The sequence below is a fragment of the Pseudomonas sp. ZL2 genome, from assembly GCF_054788455.1.
Window position 1 is genome coordinate 1 of sequence record NZ_JBGOGX010000020.1, and the last position, 18,596, is coordinate 18,596.

Consider the following 18,596-nt stretch of genomic DNA (forward strand, 5'->3'; position numbering starts at 1 on the left):
ATTAAATTCCGAAACCCCTATCTGCGTATGCAGGTAGGGGTTTTGTCTTTCTGGCTGTTGCACAACACAGTCAGGCTCCCCGAGCATGATAAGGTTTCCCTCTGCCCGCACAGCCTCAAGGATGCCCAATGCCGCACGCAAACCCACTCATACCAGGTTTCATGGTGGTTCACGGCAATCGCCTGGATGAACTGCGCAGTCTGGTGGTGAGCTGGATGCGGCGTTACCCGCTGGCACCGCTGGAAAACGAAATCGCCCTGGTGCAGAGCAACGGCATCGCCCAGTGGCTGAAGCTGGCCCTAGCCGAAGATCCTGAAGACGACGATCAAGGTGGCTGTGGCATCGCCGCCGCAGTCGAGGTGCAACTACCCGGCAGTTTCATGTGGCAGCTGTACCGCAAGGTGCTGGGCCGCGAAGAAATCCCCGAGGTGTCGCTGCTCGACAAGGCGCCGCTGACCTGGCGTTTGATGCGCCTGCTGCCTGAAGTCATCGACAAACCGCACTTCGAGCCCTTGCAGCGCTTTCTCACCGACGACAGCGACCTGCGCAAGCGCTACCAGTTGGCCGAACGCCTTGCCGACCTGTTCGACCAGTATCAGGTGTATCGGGCCGACTGGCTCAAGGACTGGGCCGCCGGCCGCCATGTACTCAATACCGCCCGTGGCGAATCAAAGCCGCTGCCGGCCGCCAACTGCTGGCAGGCAGAGCTATGGCGCGCCCTGTTGCTGGATGTCGGTGAAGAGGGCATGGCCCAGAGCCGCGCCGGAGTCCATCAGCGCTTTATCGAGCGGATCAATAGCCTGCAGGAGGCGCCACCTGGCTTGCCATCCCGGGTTATCGTCTTCGGCATTTCGTCGCTGCCTGCCCAGGCGCTCGAAGCGCTCGCAGGGCTGGCTCGTTTCAGCCAGGTGCTGCTCTGCGTGCACAACCCCTGCCGTCACCACTGGGCCGACATCGTTGCCGACAAGGACCTGCTGCGCCATCAATACAAGCGCCAGCAACGCAAGCAGGGCATGCCCAGCCTGATCGATGCCGAAACCCTGCATCAACACGCACATCCGTTGCTCGCCGCCTGGGGCAAGCAAGGCCGCGACTATATCAACCTGCTCGACAGCTATGACGACCCTGGCAGCTACCGCGCAGCCTTCAGCGACGGGCGTATCGACCTGTTCAGCGACAGCGCCCCGACAACACTGCTCAACCAGTTGCAGGACGACATTCTTGAGTTGCGTCCGCTGGCCGAAACCCGTGAGCTTTGGCCTGACGTCGACCTGGCCAAAGATCGCTCGGTGCGCTTCCACATCGGCCACAGCCCGCAACGTGAAGTGGAAATCCTCCACGACCAGTTGCTCGCCCGCTTCAGTGCCGACCCGACGCTGCGCCCACGGGACATCATCGTCATGCTCCCGGACATCAACACCTATGCGCCGCACATCCGCGCGGTGTTCGGCCAACTGGACCGCAATGATCCGCGCTTCATCCCCTTCACCTTGACCGACCAGGGCCAGCGTGGCCGAGATCCGCTGCTGATTGCCCTGGAGCACTTGCTGAAGCTACCTGATAGCCGCTTCGCGGTGAGCGAGGTCCTTGACCTGCTCGATGTGCCAGCCTTGCGTTCGCGCTTCGCCATCAAGGAAAGCGACCTGCCGACCTTGCACCGCTGGATCGAAGGCGCCGGCATTCGCTGGGGCCTGAACGCCGAGCAACGCGCGGGCCTCGGCTTGCCGGCGGATCTCGAACAGAACAGCTGGCGATTTGGCTTGCGGCGCATGCTGCTGGGTTACGCCGTCGGTGTCGGCGAAGGCTGCGATGGTATCGAGCCGTTCGATGAAATCGGCGGCCTGGATGCCGCCTTGATCGGCCCGTTGGTGGCCCTGCTCGACGCCTTGGAAATCGCCCACGAGCAACTTTCCCAACCGGCAACTGCTGCCGAGTGGGGCGAGCGCCTGCATGCCTTGCTGCAAGTGTTCTTCCTCGCCGACACCGAGCATGACGACTATCTGCTGGTGCAACTGCAGACCCTGCGCGAAACCTGGTTGCAGACCTGTGAATCGGTTGGCCTGCAAGACTTGCTGCCGCTCACCGTGGTTCGCGAAGCCTGGCTGGCCGGGCTCGACCAAGGGCGCTTGTCCCAGCGTTTTCTTGCAGGTTCGGTAAATTTCTGCACCTTGATGCCCATGCGTGCGATCCCGTTCAAGGTGGTCTGCCTGCTGGGCATGAACGATGGCGACTACCCGCGTGCGCAACCGCCGCTGGACTTCGACCTGATGGGCAGCGACTACCGTCCGGGTGATCGCTCGCGCCGTGAAGACGACCGCTACCTGTTGCTCGAAGCGCTGCTTTCGGCCCGTGACCAGCTGTATATCAGCTGGGTCGGGCGCAGCATCCGCGATAACAGCGAACGCCCGGCCTCGGTGCTGATTGGCCAGTTACGCGACCATCTGGCTACGGGTTGGCGTCTGGCCGATGCCGAGATCGGTGGCAAGCTCAATGCAGGTGAGCAGTTGCTGCATGCCCTGACGGTGGAGCATCCGTTGCAGCCGTTCAGCGCCCGCTACTTCCACAAGGGCAGCAGCCTGTTCAGTTATGCACGGGAATGGCGGACGCTGCACCTCCCTGGCGAAGAGCAGATCAATGAGGACGAGCTGCCGCCATACAACAGCGATGAACCGCTGACGCTGAGCTTGTTGCAGGACTTTCTGCGCCATCCGGTGCGGCATTTCTTCAGTCAGCGGCTGAAGGTCTTTTTCGAGTCGGCGCAAGCGCCGCTGGCCGATGAGGAGCCCTTCGTCCTCGATGCCCTGCAGCGCTACAGCCTGAGCGAAAGCCTGCTGGCCGCAGCCCTGGCCGATCCGGATGACAGCGCCCGGGCGCTTACCACCCAGGCCCGCCGCCTGCAGGGTTACGGGCTGTTGCCACTGGCCGGCTTCGGCGAATGCCTGCAGGCCGAGTTGATCGAGCCATTGCCCGACCTGTTGCAGCGTTATCAACAGTTGCTGCAGCAATGGCCGATGCCTGTGGATAACGCCTTGCCGATCCGTTTCGAGTACCGCGAGCTCAAGCTCGAAGGCTGGTTGGGCCGGGTCTATCAGCGGGAGGATCAATCCCTGCTGAGCATCACTACCTTGCCCAACGGCATCAGCAGTGGCCGCACACTGAAATGGCACCGGCTGACTCCGACCTGGGTCATGCACCTGGCCGCCTGCGCGGTTGGTTTGCCATTGCACAGTGCAGTGGTCGCCACCGATGTCACCCTGTTGCTCGCCCCCCTGGAGCAGGCCCGCGCCGCTGAACTGCTGGGCGATCTGCTGCTGGCCCGCCAGGCGGGTATGAATGCGCCGCTCCCGGTAGCAGTCAAGACCGCCTTTGCCTGGTTGGCCCAGAGCGATGCCGACAAAGCCCTGGCTGCAGCCGCCAAGGCCTACGACGGCGATGGTCAGAACACCTTCGGCGAGCGCAGCGAAAGCACCGCGCTGGCCCGACAGTTCAGCGATTTCGCGGCACTCAGTGCCAGTGAAGAATTCGAAGGCTGGTGCGAGGCCCTGTACCGCCCGATATTCGAAGCGCCCTGGCAGACGCCGGGCAAAGAGGAGAGCGCTCGATGAGCCTTGGTGTTGCCCCAGCCCCCCTGGCACTAACCTTTCCCTTGCATGGCAGCCAGTTGATCGAGGCCAGTGCCGGTACCGGCAAGACCTTCACCATCTCGGCGTTGTACCTGCGCCTGGTGCTCGGCCATGGCGGTGAACAGGGCTTTGGCCGCGAGCTGTTGCCACCACAGATCCTGGTGGTGACCTTCACCGACGCCGCTACCAAGGAGCTGCGTGAACGCATCCGCACCCGCCTGGCAGAAGCCGCGCGCTACTTCCGTGGTGAGTTGAGCGAAGCCGATCCCTTGCTCCAGCAATTGCGCGATGACTATGAGCCGTCGCTGTGGGCGGCGTGCGCCAACCGCCTGGACGTGGCCGCACAGTGGATGGACGAAGCTGCGGTGTCGACCATCCACAGTTGGTGCCAACGCATGCTGCGCGAGCACGCCTTCGACAGCGGCAGCCTGTTTACCCAGACCCTGGAAACCGACCACAGTGACCTGCTTGGCCAGGTCATGCGCGATTACTGGCGACGCTTCTGCTACAGCATGCAGGGCGATGCGCTGGCCTGGGTTCGCGCCCATTGGGTCAGCCCCGAAGCCTTGCTGCCACGGGTCCGCGCGCTGTTCGGCCGGCAGCGCATCGAGAGCGATGAGGAAGAGCCTCAGGCGCTGATCGAAGCGGTGCTGCAGCAACGTACTGAACTGCTGCGCACGCTCAAGGCGCCCTGGGCGCAATGGTCCGGCGAGTTGCTGCAGATCTGCCGTGACGGCCTGGCCGCCAAGCAGGTTGACGGGCGCAAGATGCAGGCGCGCTACTTCGAGCCCTGGTGCGAAAAACTCAAGGCCTGGGCCGAGGACGACCAGGCGCTGGAGCTGGACCTGGGCACCGGCTTCAGCCGCTTTACCCGTGCCGGCATGACCGAAGCCTGGAAGGGCGAGCCGCCAGTCCACCCGGCACTCCAGGCGATGGAGGGTCTGCGCGACCAGCTTCAGGGCCTGCCCACGCCTGATGCCTGTCTGCTCGAGCACGCGGCTGCCTGGGTCGGCGCCCGCTTTGAACAGGAAAAACGCCGCCGCGCCGAGATGGGCTTCGACGACATGCTCCTGCGTCTCGACCACGCGTTGCACGGTGATGCCGGCGAGCGCCTCGCCGGGCTGATCCGTGAACAGTTCCCGGTGGCCCTGATCGACGAATTCCAGGACACCGACCCGGTGCAGTACCGGATCTTCCAGCGCATCTACCGGATTGAAGAGAACGCACGCGATACCGGCCTGTTCCTGATTGGCGACCCCAAGCAGGCAATCTATGCCTTCCGCGGCGCCGACATCTTCACCTACCTGGGGGCGCGACGGGCCACGGCCGGGCGCCTGCACAGCCTCGATACCAACTACCGTTCGAGCCAGGCCATGGTCACGGCGGTCAACCATGTGTTCATGCAGGCCGAAGTGCGCGAGCAGGGCCGTGGCGCCTTCCTGTTCCGCGACGGCAGCAACAACCCGGTGCCGTTTCTCGAGGTCAAGGCCAAGGGCCGCAGCGAGCAGCTGCAGGTCGATGGCTCGCCGGTACCCGCCCTCAACCTCTGGCAACTGAGCAGTGAAGAGCCGGTATCCGGCGCTGTTTATCGTCAGCAACTGGCCGCCAGCTGTGCCAGCCAGATCGTTGCCTTGCTCAATGGCGGGCAGCAGGGTCGCAGTGGTTTCGTGCAGGCCGATCAGTCGCTGCGTGGCTGCCTGCCTTCGGATATCGCCATTCTGGTGCGCGATGGCCGCGAGGCGCAGTTGATTCGTGCCGAATTGGCGGCCCGCGATGTGCGCAGCGTTTACCTGTCGGACAAGGACTCGGTGTTCGCCGCCCAGGAAGCCCATGACCTGCTGGCCTGGCTCAAAGCCTGCGCCGAGCCGGATGCCGAGCGCCTGCTCAAGGCGGCGCTGGCCAGCATTACCCTCAACCTGCCGCTCAGCGCCCTGGCACAATTGAACCAGGATGAGCGGGTGTGGGAGCGCTGGGTCATGCAGTTCCGCCAGTACCGGCTGATCTGGCGCAGCCAGGGTGTACTGCCGATGCTGCGGCGCCTGCTGCATGACTTCGATCTGCCCCAGGTATTGATGGCCCGCAGTGATGGCGAACGGGTGCTGACCAACCTGCTGCACCTGGCCGAGCTGCTGCAGCAGGCGGCTACCGAGCTGGATGGCGAGCAGGCGTTGATTCGTCACCTGGGCGAGCACCTGGCCAGTTCCGGCCAGGCCGGCGAGGAGCAGATCCTGCGCCTGGAAAGCGACGAGCAACTGGTCAAGGTGGTGACCATCCACAAGTCCAAGGGCCTGGAATATCCCTTGGTGTTCCTGCCCTTCATCTGCACCAGCAAGCCGGTGGATGGCTCGCGCTTGCCACTGGCCTGGCACGACAGCGAAGGCCAGGCGCACCTGACCCTGACCCCGGATGCCGAACAGATCGCCCTGGCCGACGATGAGCGCCTGGCCGAAGACCTGCGCCTGCTCTACGTGGCCCTGACCCGCGCCCAGCATGCCTGCTGGCTCGGCGTTGCCGACCTCAAGCGCGGCGCCGGCAAGACCTCGACCCTGCATCGTTCAGCCTTGGGTTACCTGTTGGGCGGCGGCAGCGCCCTGTCAGCCTCGACCCAGCTGGGCGATTGGCTGCAGGCCTTGCAGGCCGGTTGCCCGCCCATCGCCAGCATCGAGCTGCCAGCGCCTGATGAGCAGGCCTACAGCGCCCCGCTCAACCAGGCCGAACTGCTACCCGCGCGCCAGCCCAAACGCCGGGCTGCAGAAAACTGGTGGATCGCGTCCTACAGCGCCTTACGCATCGGCGAAGAGGCCATGACCCTGGCGGCCGACAGCTCCCAGGCGCAACAACTGCTCGATGACGAGCGCCCCGACCTGCAGCAGTTGCGTGAAGTCATGCCCGGTAGCGGCGACATTCACCGCTTCCCCCGCGGGCCGAACCCCGGCACCTTCCTCCACGGCCTGCTCGAATGGGCCGGGCATGAAGGTTTTGCCCAGGTCAGCGCCGATCCCGAGCAATTGACCCGCACCGTTGGCCAGCGCTGCAACCGCCGCGACTGGACCGGCTGGATCCCGACCCTCAGCCAGTGGTTGCAGCAATTGCTCGAGCAACCCATGGCCCTGGCGCCCGACAGTTCGCCGTTGTCCTTGAGCCAGCTACGCCAGTACCAGATCGAAATGGAATTCTGGTTTGCCAGCCACAAGGTCGATGTAGGTCGGCTCGATCAACTGGTGTGCGAATACACCCACCAGGGCGTTGCACGCCTGGCTGCGCAACCGGCGCTGCTCAATGGCATGTTCAAGGGTTTTATCGACCTGGCCTTCGAACACGACGGCCGCTATTACGTGGCGGACTACAAATCCAACTGGCTGGGTCCTGATGACCAGGCCTACAGCGAACTGGCCATGGAAGGGGCGATCCTCGGCCACCGCTACGACCTGCAATACGTGCTCTACCTGCTGGCCCTGCACCGCCAGTTGCGCGCGCGGCTGCCCGGTTATGACTACGACCAGCATGTCGGCGGGGCGCTGTTTGTCTTCTTGCGCGGTGTCGATTCGCCATCCCGCGGCCTGTATTTCGTCAAGCCCCCGCGCGAGCTGATCGAGCAGCTCGACGCCCTGTTCCGCGGTGTCAGCACCCCGCAACAACACGACCTGTTTCTCGGAGACGCACCATGAGCCGTAGCCTCGACGACCTGCTCCCTACGCCACTGGATGCCCGCCATCTGGCCGCGCTGGAGCCGCTGAGCAAAAGCGCAGACCTGCTTGCCTTGCTCGATCGCTGGGTCGAGCGTGGCTGGTTGCGTGCCCTGGACCGGGCCTTTGTGAGTTTTCTCGGTGAGCGCGACCCGGGCGGCGAACCCTTGGTGCTGCTGGCGGCGGCACTGGCCAGTCATCAGTTGGGCCACGGCCATGTCTGCCTGGATCTGGGTGAAACCCTGGCCGAGCCGGATTTCGCCCTGTCGCTGCCACCGGAAGGCGATGCCCTGGCCGGGCCGCTGCTGTTGCCGTCGCAGCTGCTTGAGCGCCTGGAGCTCGACACCTGGCTGCAGCAACTGAACCGCAGTCGGCTGGTGGCCCACGGCAGCAGTGGTGAAGACAGCGCGCGCCCGTTGGTGCTCAATGGCCGGCGCCTGTATCTGCGCCGTTACTGGGCCTACGAGCGGCGTATCGACAACGCTTTGCGCGAGCGCCTGCAGCAGGTCGAGCCGACCCCGGCGGATCTTTCGGCGCGGTTGGCGCAACTGTTCGACGGCGGCGCTCCCAGCGGTCAGGTGGATTGGCAAAAGCTGGCCTGCGCCCTGGCCACCCGCAGTGCCTTTAGCATCATTACCGGCGGCCCGGGTACCGGCAAAACCACCACGGTGGTGCGTTTGCTGGCCTTGCTGCAAGCGCCCGCCGTCGAGGCTGGCCGGCCACTGCGCATCCGCCTGGCGGCACCCACCGGCAAGGCCGCAGCGCGCCTGACCGAGTCCATCGGCCAGCAGGTCGAGCGCCTGGCGGTGGCCGCCGAGGTCCGTGAGAACATTCCCACCGACGTCTCCACCGTCCATCGCCTGCTCGGCAGTCGCCCGGGCTCGCGGCATTTCCGTCACCATGCCGGTAACCCGCTGCCGCTGGATGTGCTGGTCGTCGACGAAGCCTCGATGATCGACCTGGAAATGATGGCCAACCTGCTTGGCGCCCTGCCGCCCCATGCGCGTCTGGTGCTGCTGGGCGACAAGGACCAGCTCGCTTCGGTGGAGGCCGGCGCGGTACTCGGCGACCTGTGCCGCGATGCCGAAGCCGGGCGCTACAGCCCCGAGACGCAGGCCTGGCTGGAGCAGGTCAGTGGTGAGGCCCTGGCCGGCAGTGAGCTGCTGCCGGGCAGTGCCGGGCAGTATCCCCTGGCGCAGCAAGTGGTGATGCTGCGCTATTCGCGGCGCTTCGGCGAAGGCAGCGGCATCGGCCAGCTGGCGCGCCTGGTCAACCGCCAGGACGCCGAGCAGGCGCGGGCCTTGCTCAACCAGAAACTCAACGATGTGTTCGCCCTGAGCCTGCGCGGCGAACAGGACCGCAACTTCGATCGCTTGTTGCTCGACGGCCTGGGCCGCGGCAGCGACGGGCCACAGGGCTATCGCAGCTACCTGCAGGCCCTCCGTCAGCAGCGCCCGCCGCTCGGCACGCCGGTGGATGACCCGCGCTGGGAAAGCTGGGCCATGCAGGTGCTGCGGGGCTTCGAGACCTTCCAGCTGCTGTGCGCCGTACGCAAGGGCCCCTGGGGTGTCGAGGGTCTGAATCAACGGGTCAGCCGGGTGCTCGGTGCCGCCGGGCTGATCGACAGCGAACAGCCCTGGTACGAAGGCCGCCCGGTGCTGATGACCCGCAACGATTACGGCCTGGGCCTGATGAACGGCGATATCGGCATCGCCCTGCGCCTGCCGGATGAGCAGCATGAAGGGCAGCAGGTGCTGCGCGTGGCCTTCGCCCGCAACGACGGGCACGGCGGCGTGCGTTTCGTCCTGCCGAGCCGGCTCAACGAGGTCGAAACCGTGTTCGCCATGACCGTGCACAAGTCCCAGGGCTCGGAGTTCACCCATACTGCGCTGGTGCTGCCGGATGCCTTGAACCCGGTGTTGACCAAGGAATTGATCTACACCGGTATCACCCGGGCCAAGACCTGCTTTAGTTTGATCGAGCCGCGTCAGGGTGTGTTTGAGGACGCGGTGCGGCGCAAGGTCAAACGCATCTCGGGGCTGATGCTGGAGCAGGTATAACCACGGCGATTCGGCCTTTTACCGGATCGCCGGCAGGCTGCTCCCTCGCTGGAAAATCGGGCTCTGTGCTATCGTTGCGGCATCATCCTGCGTGGTTTTAAGAGATTTCCTTCATGAATGTGGCCGCCCCGATATCGGGACGTGTGACAAACCTGACGCGTTCGCTGCTGGGCGCGTTGCTGTTGCTGTTCGGCGCACAAGCCTGCGCCGAGGCACAGGCCACTTCGAACCTGGCCGAGCAGCGGGCCAAGGCAGTGACCCAGGTCGTGCTGGGTATCCTCAGTTATGCACGCTGGCCGGTTGAGCCGGCGCAACTTCGCCTGTGCCTGATCGGCCCGACCGAATACGCCGACGACCTGGTCAAGGGGACTACCCAGGCCACAGGCCGGCCGGTGCAGGTACGCCGGCTGTTGGCCGACGACCCGCGCATCGCCAGTGAATGCGATGCGATCTATATCGGCAAGCTCAGCCAGGACGAGCGCAGCCGACTGTTTACTGCGTTGAGCGGTCATCCGGTCCTGAGCATGAGCGAAGCTGACGACCCGTGTACGGTCGGCAGCCTGTTCTGCCTGCGGGTCAGTGATCGCCAGGTGGCCTTTGACGTCAACCTCGACTCGGTGGCGCGCAGCGGCGTGCGCATTCACCCCAGCGTGCTGCAGCTATCGCGGCGGCGGGCGGCGCAACCATGATCGGCTTTGGCAAGGGGCGCGAGCGCCCGACCCTGCGTGCCGTCCTCGGCCGCCGCCACCTGAGCGTCGCGCTGCTGGCTGTCGGCCTTGCCGGGGTCTCCCTGACCCTGCTCGGTGTATTGGCCCTGCGCGTGTACGCCAATCACAACCTGCATCTGATTGCTCGTTCGATCAATTACACCGTTGAAGCGGCGGTGGTGTTCAACGACGCTGGCGCGGCCAACGAGGCGCTGGCGCTGATCGCCGCCGCTGAAGAGGTGGCCGATGCCAAGGTCTTCGACGACAACGGCGAGCTGTTGGCCCGCTGGCAGCGCAGCGAAAGCGGCTTGCTGGCACAGGCCGAGCAACTGATAGTCCGCAGCCTGCTGGAAGAACCAATCATCCTGCCGGTGCTGCACCAGGGCCAGCAGGTCGGGCGCATCGAGCTGGTGGGGCAGGGCGGCAGCCTGGTGCGCTTCCTGCTCAGTGGCCTGGCCGGGATCCTGCTGTGCACGGCGCTCAGCGCCTTCAGCGCGCTGTACCTGTCGCGGCGAATGTTCGGCGATATCGTCGGGCCGCTGCGCAGCCTGGCCAATGTCGCCCATGCCGCACGCCGCGAGCGCAGCTTCGACCGCCGCGTGCCGCCGGCGCAGATCGCCGAGCTCAACGAACTGGGTAACGACTTCAACGCCTTGCTCGACGAGCTGGAGTCCTGGCAGAGCCACCTGCAGAGCGAGAATGAAAGCCTTGCCCACCAGGCCAGCCACGACAGCCTCACCGGCCTGCCCAACCGGGCGTTTTTCGAGGGCCGCCTGAGCCGCACCCTGCGCAATGCGGAAAAACACCAGGAGCACCTGGCGTTGCTGTTTCTCGACAGTGACAACTTCAAGGAGGTCAACGACAGCTTTGGTCACGCGGCTGGCGATGAGGTGTTGATCAGCGTCGCGACACGGGTGCGCGCGCAGCTGCGCGAAAATGACCTGGTGGCCCGCCTGGGGGGGGACGAGTTCGCCGTGCTGCTGGCGCCGCTGCACAAGCGCGACGATGCCCTGCGCATCGCCGAGAAGATTGCCGCCAGCATGAAACTGCCGATCCGCCTGGGCGAAGGGCAGATCATCGTCACCTCGCTGAGCATCGGCATTGCCTATTTCCCCGATGACGGCCTGACGCCGTCAGACCTGCTCAATGCCGCTGATGCGGCGATGTATCAGGCCAAGCGCAATCTGCGCGGCCAGGGGCAAATGGCAGAGACGGAGCGCTCTGCCCAACACGTAAAAAACAGGAGCTGAACCGTGATTCACCTGAGCCAACGTTTACGTTTTCACTTTATCTGCCTGGCCCTGGCGCTGTTCGCCCTGGGCGGCTGCCAGAGCGTGCCGCCCAAGGGCCTGACCGCCGAACAGATTGCCCTGCTCAAGCAAGAGGGCTTCCAGCTCACCGATGAAGGCTGGGAGTTCGGCCTGTCGAGCAAAGTGCTGTTCGGCAGCGATGTCGACACCCTCAACGCCCAGAGCAGGACTATCGTCGAGCGCATCGGCAAGTCGCTGCTGTCGGTGAACATCCAGCGCGTGCGGGTCGACGGACACACCGATGCCTCGGGCAAGGCTGCCTATAACCAGCAACTGTCCAAACGTCGGGCGCAGAGCGTAGCCAATGTCCTGGTGGGCATCGGCATGCGCCCCGAGAACGTCGAAACCCGCGGCCTCGGCAGCAGCGAGCCGGTGGCCAGCAACGACACACGCGCCGGGCGCCTGGAAAACCGCCGGGTGTCGATCGTGGTCGCCTCCGACTGATCAGTCGGCAAAGCTCATCGTGCGCGACTCGCCCATCAGCAGCGGGGTGTTGCGCTCGGTGACTTCGCGGATGTAATCCCACAACAGGGTAATCCGCTTCAACTTCCTCAAGTCCTCGCGGCAGTACATCCAGAACTGCCGGGTAATCGCCACTTCCTCGGGCAAAATCGCCACCAGGCGCGGGTCCTGCGCGGCCAGAAAACACGGCAGTATCGCCAGGCCACGACCCTGCTGGGCCGCCACGTACTGGGCGATCACGCTGGTGCTGCGCAGGTTGGCGCTGGCGGCCGGGATCAGGTTGGCCAGGTAAAGGAGCTCGGAGCTGAAGGCCAGGTCGTCGACATAGCTGATGAACTGATGCCGGGCCAGGTCGCTGCTGCGGGTGATCGGCTCGTGGCTGTCCAGGTACTCCTGGGTGGCGTACAGGCGCAGTCGGTAGTCGCACAGCTTGCAGCACACGTAAGGCCCGTGCTCCGGGCGCTCCAGGGCGATGACGATGTCGGCCTCGCGCTTGGACAGGCTGATGAAGTGCGGCAGCGGCAGGATGTCCACCGAGATCGCCGGGTAGGCGTCGACGAAATGGCTCAGCTGCGGGGTGACGAAGAAGCTGCCGAAGCCTTCGGTGCAGCCCATGCGCACATGCCCCGACAGCGCCACGCCGGAACCGGAGACCTGCTCGCAGGCCATGTGCAGGGTGCTTTCGATCGACTCGGCATAACTGAGCAGGCGCTGGCCTTCGGCAGTCAGGACAAAGCCGTTGGTCCGCGATTTTTCGAACAGCAAGGTGCCCAGCGCCACTTCCAGCGAACTGATCCGCCGCGACACCGTGGTGTAGTCGACGCCCAGGCGTTTGGCTGCGCTGCTGGCCTTGCGGGTGCGCGCCACTTCAAGAAAGAACTTCAGGTCATCCCAGTTCAACGACCCCAGGGAGGTGATGTTTTTTTGCATGTTGGTCCGGCTTTTATGTGCGTTCTTATTAGATGTTTGCACATCTATACTCCAAAAAAGCCCTGGACCCAAGCGCCCGCCGTGGCTGATCCGGTGGCGTCGATCTCTCCCTAACAACAATTTCAGGAGAACGCACATGAACGCATCCCTCACCCCCGGCCAGACCAAGGTCGAGCAGGTCAAGCTGCTGATCGACGGCCAATGGGTCGAATCGAAAACCAGCGAATGGCGCGACGTGGTCAACCCGGCCACCCAGCAAGTGCTGGCCCGCGTACCCTTCGCCACCGCCGAAGAAGTCGACGCCGCCATCGCCGCCGGCCAGCGTGCGTTCAAGACCTGGCGCGACACCCCGATCGGCGCGCGCATGCGCATCATGCTCAAGCTGCAGGCGCTGATTCGTGAACACTCCAAGCGCATCGCCGTGGTCCTCAGTGCCGAACAGGGCAAGACCATTGCCGACGCTGAAGGCGATATCTTCCGCGGCCTGGAAGTGGTCGAGCATACCTGCAGCATCGGCAGCCTGCAGATGGGCGAGTTCGCCGAGAACGTTGCCGGCGGCGTCGATACCTACACCCTGCGCCAGCCGATCGGCGTCTGCGCCGGGATCACCCCGTTCAACTTCCCGGCGATGATCCCGCTGTGGATGTTCCCGATGGCCATCGTCTGCGGCAACACCTTCGTGCTCAAGCCATCCGAGCAGGACCCGCTGTCGACCATGATGCTGGTGGAGCTGGCCATCGAAGCCGGTGTGCCGGCCGGCGTGCTCAACGTCGTCCATGGTGGCAAGCAGGTGGTCGATGCGCTGTGCACCCACAGCGACATCAAGGCGATCTCCTTCGTCGGCTCCACTGAGGTCGGCACTCACGTGTACAACCTGGCTGGTCAGCACGGCAAGCGCGTGCAGTCGATGATGGGCGCGAAGAACCACGCCGTGGTGCTGCCGGACGCCAACCGTACGCAAACCCTCAATGCCCTGGTCGGTGCCGGTTTCGGCGCGGCCGGTCAGCGCTGCATGGCCACCTCGGTCGCGGTGCTGGTGGGCAAGGCCCGCGAGTGGCTGCCGGAGCTCAAAGAGCTGGCCGCCAACCTCAAGGTCAACGCCGGCAGCGAGCCGGGTACCGATGTCGGCCCGCTGATTTCAAAGCGCGCCAAGGAGCGGGTGCTGGGCCTGATCGAAAGCGGCATCAAGGAAGGCGCCAAGCTTGAGCTCGATGGCCGCGAAGTCAGTGTGCCAGGCTACGAGCAAGGCAATTTCGTTGGCCCGACCCTGTTCTCCGGGGTGACCACCGACATGCAGATCTACACCCAGGAAATCTTCGGCCCGGTGCTGGTGGTGCTGGAAGTCGACACCCTCGACGAAGCTATCGCCTTGGTCAACCGCAACCCCTTCGGCAACGGCACCGGCTTGTTCACCCAGAGCGGTGCGGCGGCGCGCAAGTTCCAGAACGAAATCGACGTTGGCCAGGTCGGCATCAACATTCCGATTCCTGTACCGGTACCGTTCTTCAGCTTCACAGGCTCGCGCGGCTCCAAACTCGGCGACCTCGGCCCGTACGGCAAACAGGTGGTGCAGTTCTACACTCAGACCAAGACCGTCACCAGCCGCTGGTTCGATGATGACAGCGTCAACGATGGCGTGAACACCACCATCAGCCTGCGCTAAGGAGCTCATCATGCGTATCGCATTCATCGGCCTGGGCAACATGGGCGCACCCATGGCCCGCAACCTGATCAAGGCCGGGCATCAGCTGAACCTGTTCGACCTGAACAAGACCGTGCTGGCTGAACTTGCCGAGCTCGGTGGGCAGATCAGCAGCTCGCCGCGCGACGCCGCGCAGCAGAGCGAGCTGGTGATCACCATGCTGCCAGCTGCTGCCCACGTGCGCGGTGTGTACCTCAACGAAGACGGTGTGCTGGCCGGTGTCAAGGCCGGTACCCCGGTGGTTGACTGCAGCACCATCGACCCGCAGACGGCCCGCGATGTTGCGGCTGCTGCGGCCAAGCAGGGCGTCGACCTGGCTGATGCACCGGTGTCCGGTGGTACCGGTGGCGCTGCGGCCGGCACCCTGACCTTCATGGTTGGTGCCAGCGACGCGCTGTTCGCCACCCTGCAACCGGTGCTGGCGCAAATGGGCCGCAACATCGTCCACTGTGGTGAAGTCGGCACCGGGCAAATTGCCAAGATCTGCAACAACCTGCTGTTGGGCATCTCGATGATCGGCGTGTCCGAAGCCATGGCCCTGGGCAATGCGCTGGGGATCGACACCAAGGTATTGGCCGGGATCATCAACAGCTCAACCGGCCGCTGCTGGAGTTCGGACACCTACAACCCGTGGCCGGGCATTATCGAGACGGCCCCGGCATCGCGTGGCTATACCGGTGGCTTTGGTGCCGAGCTGATGCTCAAGGACCTGGGGCTGGCGACAGAAGCCGCACGTCAGGCGCACCAGCCGGTGATTCTCGGCGCGGTGGCCCAGCAGCTGTACCAGGCCATGAGTTTGCGCGGCGAGGGTGGCAAGGATTTCTCGGCGATTGTCGAAGGTTATCGCAAGCCCGAGTAAAAAGAGCATCGCCAGCAAGGCTGGCTCCCACAGATACTGCGCACACCTAACTCTGTGGGAGCTGGCCTTGCCAGCGATGGGCTGCCAAGGCAGCCCCGGCGGTCAGGCAAAAACGAAATACTTGCGTACCGTCTCCACCACTTCCCAGGTGCCTTTCATCCCCGGTTCGATGACGAACACATCACCGGCTTTCAGGTGCACCGGCTGCTCACCTTCCGGGGTGATCACGCAGTAGCCGTCCAGAAAATGGCAATACTCCCACTTCTCGTAATTGACCTGGAACTTGCCCGGCGTACAGATCCAGGTGCCCATGATCTTGCTGCCATCGGCCGACACATAGGCGTTGAGGTTGACGGTGTGCGGGTCGCCGCCGATGCGTTGCCACTTGGTCGCATCCAGCACGGGGGTAGGGCAGGTCTCGCGCAGCACGGTGATGAAATCGGACATTCCAGGCTCCAGAGGATGGCTCAAAGGTCCATCACCATAGGCGCTATCGGTGCCCGGCAAATGTCTGGTCTCGACCTTCAGGTGTCTGGGAGCGCAAATCCGTGCCTATCGATCAAGGCTGTCGCCAAAGCCGCGGATCACTTCCAGCAGCGCTTTGACCCGTTGCGGCAGCGTGCCGGCCGGGTACACCGCGTGCATTTGCGGACTGTCGCCGTTACTGGCGGTCAGCCGGTACTCGGCGCAGACCCGCTGCAGGCGCCCAGCCTGCACCTCGGGTTCGGCCAGCCAGTCGGCCAGGCGGGCGATGCCGACACCGGCCAGGGCGGCCTGGAATACGGCAACCCCGGAGCTGAAGCGAAACCTGGGGTGCACTCGCAGGCTGACGGCCTGATCGGCGCTGCGAAACTTCCACTCCTTGAGAATCCGCGGCGCGGTATGCAGGATCAGCGCATGCGCTTCCAGCGCCTCGATCGTCTCGGGTACGCCATGCCGGTGCAGGTAAGCGGGGCTGGCATACAGCGAGCGTGAGTAGCGCCACAGCGGGTAGCCGATCAGCTCGCTGTCCTGGGCGAAGGCGCCACGAATCGAGAAATCCAGTTTGCTTTTGGCCGGGTCGATCGGCTCGTCGCTGAAGATCACATCGACGTTCACCTGCGGGTAGCGCTCGCCGTACTGTGCAATCAGACCGGGCAATACCTGCGCCAGCGATTCGGGGGCGGAAAACCGCACCCAGCCGGAAGCCAGGCCGCTGAGCCCGGTCAGCTCCTCATCGGCCTCACGTTGCAGATCGAGCATTTTGTAGGCGTAGGGCAGCAAGCGTTCACCTGCCTCGGTCAGGCTTACGGCGTTGCTCGAGCGATTGAACAGCTTGGCCCCGGCGTTTTCTTCCAGGGCTTGCACGGCACGGGTCACAGCACTGGGCGAGCGTCCCAGGGCGCGTGCTGCGGCGACGAAGCTGCGCTTGCGGGCAACCATTGCGAAGGCTTCCAGCTCCGCGAGCATATCCAGGGCCATGTGTTACCTCGTTGCAGTTTTTGCAATATGGCATTGCAACACAAAACCCGGACGTTGGTTAACCTTGGCGCGCCCGTCCTTGACTGCCAGAGCCTGAAACCATGGTCGATATCGTCGTTCTTTGTGTGTTTGCCTTTGCCGCCGGGCTGATCGATGCGGCGGTGGGTGGTGGCGGGCTGATCCAGATTCCGGCGCTGTTCAACGTGCTGCCGGCATCGCCACCGGCCGCATTGCTGGGCACCAACAAGGTTGCCTCGGCGTGCGGTACGGCGTTTGCCGCACGCTCGTTCGTGCGCAAGGTGGTGATCGACTGGGGGCTGGTGATCCCGGCGGCCTGTGCAGCCTTTGCCATGGCCTTCGTCGGCGCCGCCACGGTGTCACTGGTGCCGCAGTCGCTGATGCGCCCGGCGGTGCTGGTGCTGATTGTGCTGATGGCGATCTACACCTTCTGGAAAAAGGACTTCGGTACCCTGCACAAGCCGATGCGCATCGGCACCCGCGAGAAGCTGCTGGCGGTCGTCATCGGTGGCGCCATCGGCTTTTACGACGGCCTGTTCGGACCCGGCACCGGCAGCTTTCTGATCTTCCTGTTCATTCGCTGCTTCGCCTTCGACTTCCTGCATGCCTCGGCGTCGGCGAAACTGGTGAACATCGCCACCAACGTCGCCGCACTGATGTTCTTCATCCCCACCGGCAACGTGCTCTACCTGATCGCCATCCCCATGGCCGCCTTCAACATCCTCGGCGCGTTGACCGGCACCTGGCTGGCGGTGCACAAGGGCGTGCCCTTTGTTCGCGCGCTGTTCCTGGTGTTGCTGCTGATCTTGATCGGCAAGCTGTCCTACGACCTGTTGGTCTGACGATCAGGCCCACCAGTAACGGACGAAGTGGAAGAACACCGGCGCGGCGAAGCATACCGAGTCCATGCGGTCGAGCATGCCGCCGTGGCCTTCGATCATATGGCCCCAGTCCTTCACGCCGCGGTCGCGCTTGATCGCCGACATCACCAGGCCGCCGGCAAAGCCCATGAGGTTGACGGTCAGGGCCATCAGCGCCGCCTGCCAGAAGCTGAACGGGGTGATCCAGCACAGGGTGGCGCCGATCAGAGTGGCCAGGGCCACGCCGCCGACCAGGCCTTCGACGGTCTTTGAGGGTGACAGCTTGGGCGCCACCTTGTGCTTGCCGAACAGCTTGCCGCAGACGTACTGCAGCACATCGGAAATCTGAACCACGAGGATCAGCCAGGCAATCAGCAGCAGGTTGCGGCCTTCGTATCCGGGGATATCCAGGGTCATCAAGGCCGGTACCGAGGACAGGCAGTAGACCGCGATCATCAACCCCCACTGCACCTTCGAGGCACGCTCCAAAAAGCGCGTGGTATCGCCGCCGAAGCTGGCCAGGATCGGCAGCAGCAGGAACAGATAGACCGGGATGAAAATGCTGAACAGCCCGTACCAGTCCATGGCAATCAACAGGTACTGCACCGGCAGGGCGACGTAGAACGCCGCGACCAGTGCCGGGTAGTCGCTGCGCCGGGTTGGCGTCAGGGTGAGGAACTCACGCAGGGCGTAGAACGACACGCAGTAGAACAGCAGGATCACCCCCAGCTTGCCGAACAGAAACGCCAGGCCGATGACCAGGACCATCACCCACCAGGCGTTGATCCGCGCGTTGAGGTTGTCGATTACCGCGTGGGGCGCCGGGCCGGCGCGCCATTTGAGCAGGCGGCCGATCAGGCTGGCGAGCAACAGCAGGCCGCCAATGCCGGCGAACAGCGAAAGGGTGTTGTTGTCCAT

Annotated in this window: 13 protein-coding genes; 9 read left to right on the plus strand and 4 right to left on the minus strand. The window is 64.3% G+C overall.

The genetic code is table 11. From position 1 onward, the window contains the following. The first annotated feature begins 128 nt into the window (after window positions 1-128). From recC to ABM562_RS15240, 6 genes are all read left to right on the plus strand, one after another. Window positions 129-3,605, plus strand: a complete 3,477-nt coding sequence (gene recC, locus ABM562_RS15215) for an exodeoxyribonuclease V subunit gamma (protein ID WP_460422506.1) — start codon at window positions 129-131, stop codon at window positions 3,603-3,605. Further along, a complete protein-coding gene (gene recB / locus ABM562_RS15220) occupies window positions 3,602-7,291 on the plus strand; it encodes an exodeoxyribonuclease V subunit beta (RefSeq protein ID WP_460422508.1) in 3,690 nt (1,229 codons plus the stop codon). Before recC ends, recB begins: the two co-directional genes overlap by 4 nt. After that, complete coding sequence (gene recD / locus ABM562_RS15225) at window positions 7,288-9,369, plus strand: exodeoxyribonuclease V subunit alpha (RefSeq protein ID WP_460422510.1); 2,082 nt, start codon at window positions 7,288-7,290, stop codon at window positions 9,367-9,369. The genes recB and recD overlap by 4 nt, the downstream gene beginning before the upstream one ends. Window positions 9,370-9,482: 113 nt before the next feature. After that, on the plus strand, window positions 9,483-10,058 hold the full coding sequence (locus ABM562_RS15230; protein WP_258578730.1) for a YfiR family protein: 576 nt from the start codon (window positions 9,483-9,485) through the stop codon (window positions 10,056-10,058). Further along, window positions 10,055-11,326, plus strand: coding sequence for a diguanylate cyclase domain-containing protein (locus ABM562_RS15235; protein WP_115088869.1), 1,272 nt, complete (start codon window positions 10,055-10,057; stop codon window positions 11,324-11,326). The genes ABM562_RS15230 and ABM562_RS15235 overlap by 4 nt, the downstream gene beginning before the upstream one ends. 12 nt (window positions 11,327-11,338) lie before the next feature. Continuing rightward, entirely contained in the window at window positions 11,339-11,830 is a 492-nt protein-coding gene (locus ABM562_RS15240) for an OmpA family protein (RefSeq protein WP_267954413.1), read from the plus strand. Here ABM562_RS15240 and ABM562_RS15245 read toward each other — a convergent pair whose 3' ends face one another. Further along, window positions 11,831-12,778, minus strand: a complete 948-nt coding sequence (locus ABM562_RS15245) for a LysR family transcriptional regulator (RefSeq protein ID WP_115088864.1) — start codon at window positions 12,776-12,778, stop codon at window positions 11,831-11,833. It lies immediately after the preceding gene. A 136-nt stretch (window positions 12,779-12,914) separates the two neighbouring features. On the opposite strand from ABM562_RS15245, the gene ABM562_RS15250 reads away from it, so the two are divergent. Beyond that, complete coding sequence (locus ABM562_RS15250; protein WP_115088863.1) at window positions 12,915-14,441, plus strand: CoA-acylating methylmalonate-semialdehyde dehydrogenase; 1,527 nt, start codon at window positions 12,915-12,917, stop codon at window positions 14,439-14,441. Between the two features lie 10 nt (window positions 14,442-14,451). Continuing rightward, on the plus strand, window positions 14,452-15,339 hold the full coding sequence (gene mmsB / locus ABM562_RS15255; protein WP_346617723.1) for a 3-hydroxyisobutyrate dehydrogenase: 888 nt from the start codon (window positions 14,452-14,454) through the stop codon (window positions 15,337-15,339). Window positions 15,340-15,441: 102 nt separating this feature from the next. Here the strand turns inward: mmsB and ABM562_RS15260 are convergent, their stop codons facing one another. Continuing rightward, window positions 15,442-15,786, minus strand: coding sequence for a cupin domain-containing protein (locus ABM562_RS15260; protein ID WP_010226921.1), 345 nt, complete (start codon window positions 15,784-15,786; stop codon window positions 15,442-15,444). 105 nt (window positions 15,787-15,891) lie between these two features. Beyond that, window positions 15,892-16,800, minus strand: coding sequence for a LysR family transcriptional regulator (locus ABM562_RS15265; protein WP_134064399.1), 909 nt, complete (start codon window positions 16,798-16,800; stop codon window positions 15,892-15,894). Between the two features lie 101 nt (window positions 16,801-16,901). On the opposite strand from ABM562_RS15265, the gene ABM562_RS15270 reads away from it, so the two are divergent. Beyond that, window positions 16,902-17,660, plus strand: a complete 759-nt coding sequence (locus ABM562_RS15270) for a sulfite exporter TauE/SafE family protein (RefSeq protein WP_115088857.1) — start codon at window positions 16,902-16,904, stop codon at window positions 17,658-17,660. 3 nt (window positions 17,661-17,663) lie between these two features. Here the strand turns inward: ABM562_RS15270 and ABM562_RS15275 are convergent, their stop codons facing one another. Beyond that, entirely contained in the window at window positions 17,664-18,596 is a 933-nt protein-coding gene (locus ABM562_RS15275) for a phosphatidate cytidylyltransferase (protein ID WP_045195828.1), read from the minus strand.

Excerpts from the sequence above, each read along its gene's own strand:
- ABM562_RS15235 (WP_115088869.1), top strand. The coding sequence starts at position 10,055 with ATGATCGGCTTTGGCAAGGGGCGCGAGCGCCCGACCCTGCGTGCCGTC.
- recD (WP_460422510.1), top strand. The coding sequence starts at position 7,288 with ATGAGCCGTAGCCTCGACGACCTGCTCCCTACGCCACTGGATGCCCGC.
- recC (WP_460422506.1), top strand. The coding sequence starts at position 129 with ATGCCGCACGCAAACCCACTCATACCAGGTTTCATGGTGGTTCACGGC.
- ABM562_RS15245 (WP_115088864.1), bottom strand. The coding sequence starts at position 12,778 with ATGCAAAAAAACATCACCTCCCTGGGGTCGTTGAACTGGGATGACCTG.
- mmsB (WP_346617723.1), top strand. The coding sequence starts at position 14,452 with ATGCGTATCGCATTCATCGGCCTGGGCAACATGGGCGCACCCATGGCC.
- ABM562_RS15275 (WP_045195828.1), bottom strand. The coding sequence starts at position 18,596 with ATGGACAACAACACCCTTTCGCTGTTCGCCGGCATTGGCGGCCTGCTG.
- ABM562_RS15265 (WP_134064399.1), bottom strand. The coding sequence starts at position 16,800 with ATGGCCCTGGATATGCTCGCGGAGCTGGAAGCCTTCGCAATGGTTGCC.
- ABM562_RS15230 (WP_258578730.1), top strand. The coding sequence starts at position 9,483 with ATGAATGTGGCCGCCCCGATATCGGGACGTGTGACAAACCTGACGCGT.
- ABM562_RS15250 (WP_115088863.1), top strand. The coding sequence starts at position 12,915 with ATGAACGCATCCCTCACCCCCGGCCAGACCAAGGTCGAGCAGGTCAAG.
- ABM562_RS15260 (WP_010226921.1), bottom strand. The coding sequence starts at position 15,786 with ATGTCCGATTTCATCACCGTGCTGCGCGAGACCTGCCCTACCCCCGTG.
- recB (WP_460422508.1), top strand. The coding sequence starts at position 3,602 with ATGAGCCTTGGTGTTGCCCCAGCCCCCCTGGCACTAACCTTTCCCTTG.
- ABM562_RS15270 (WP_115088857.1), top strand. The coding sequence starts at position 16,902 with ATGGTCGATATCGTCGTTCTTTGTGTGTTTGCCTTTGCCGCCGGGCTG.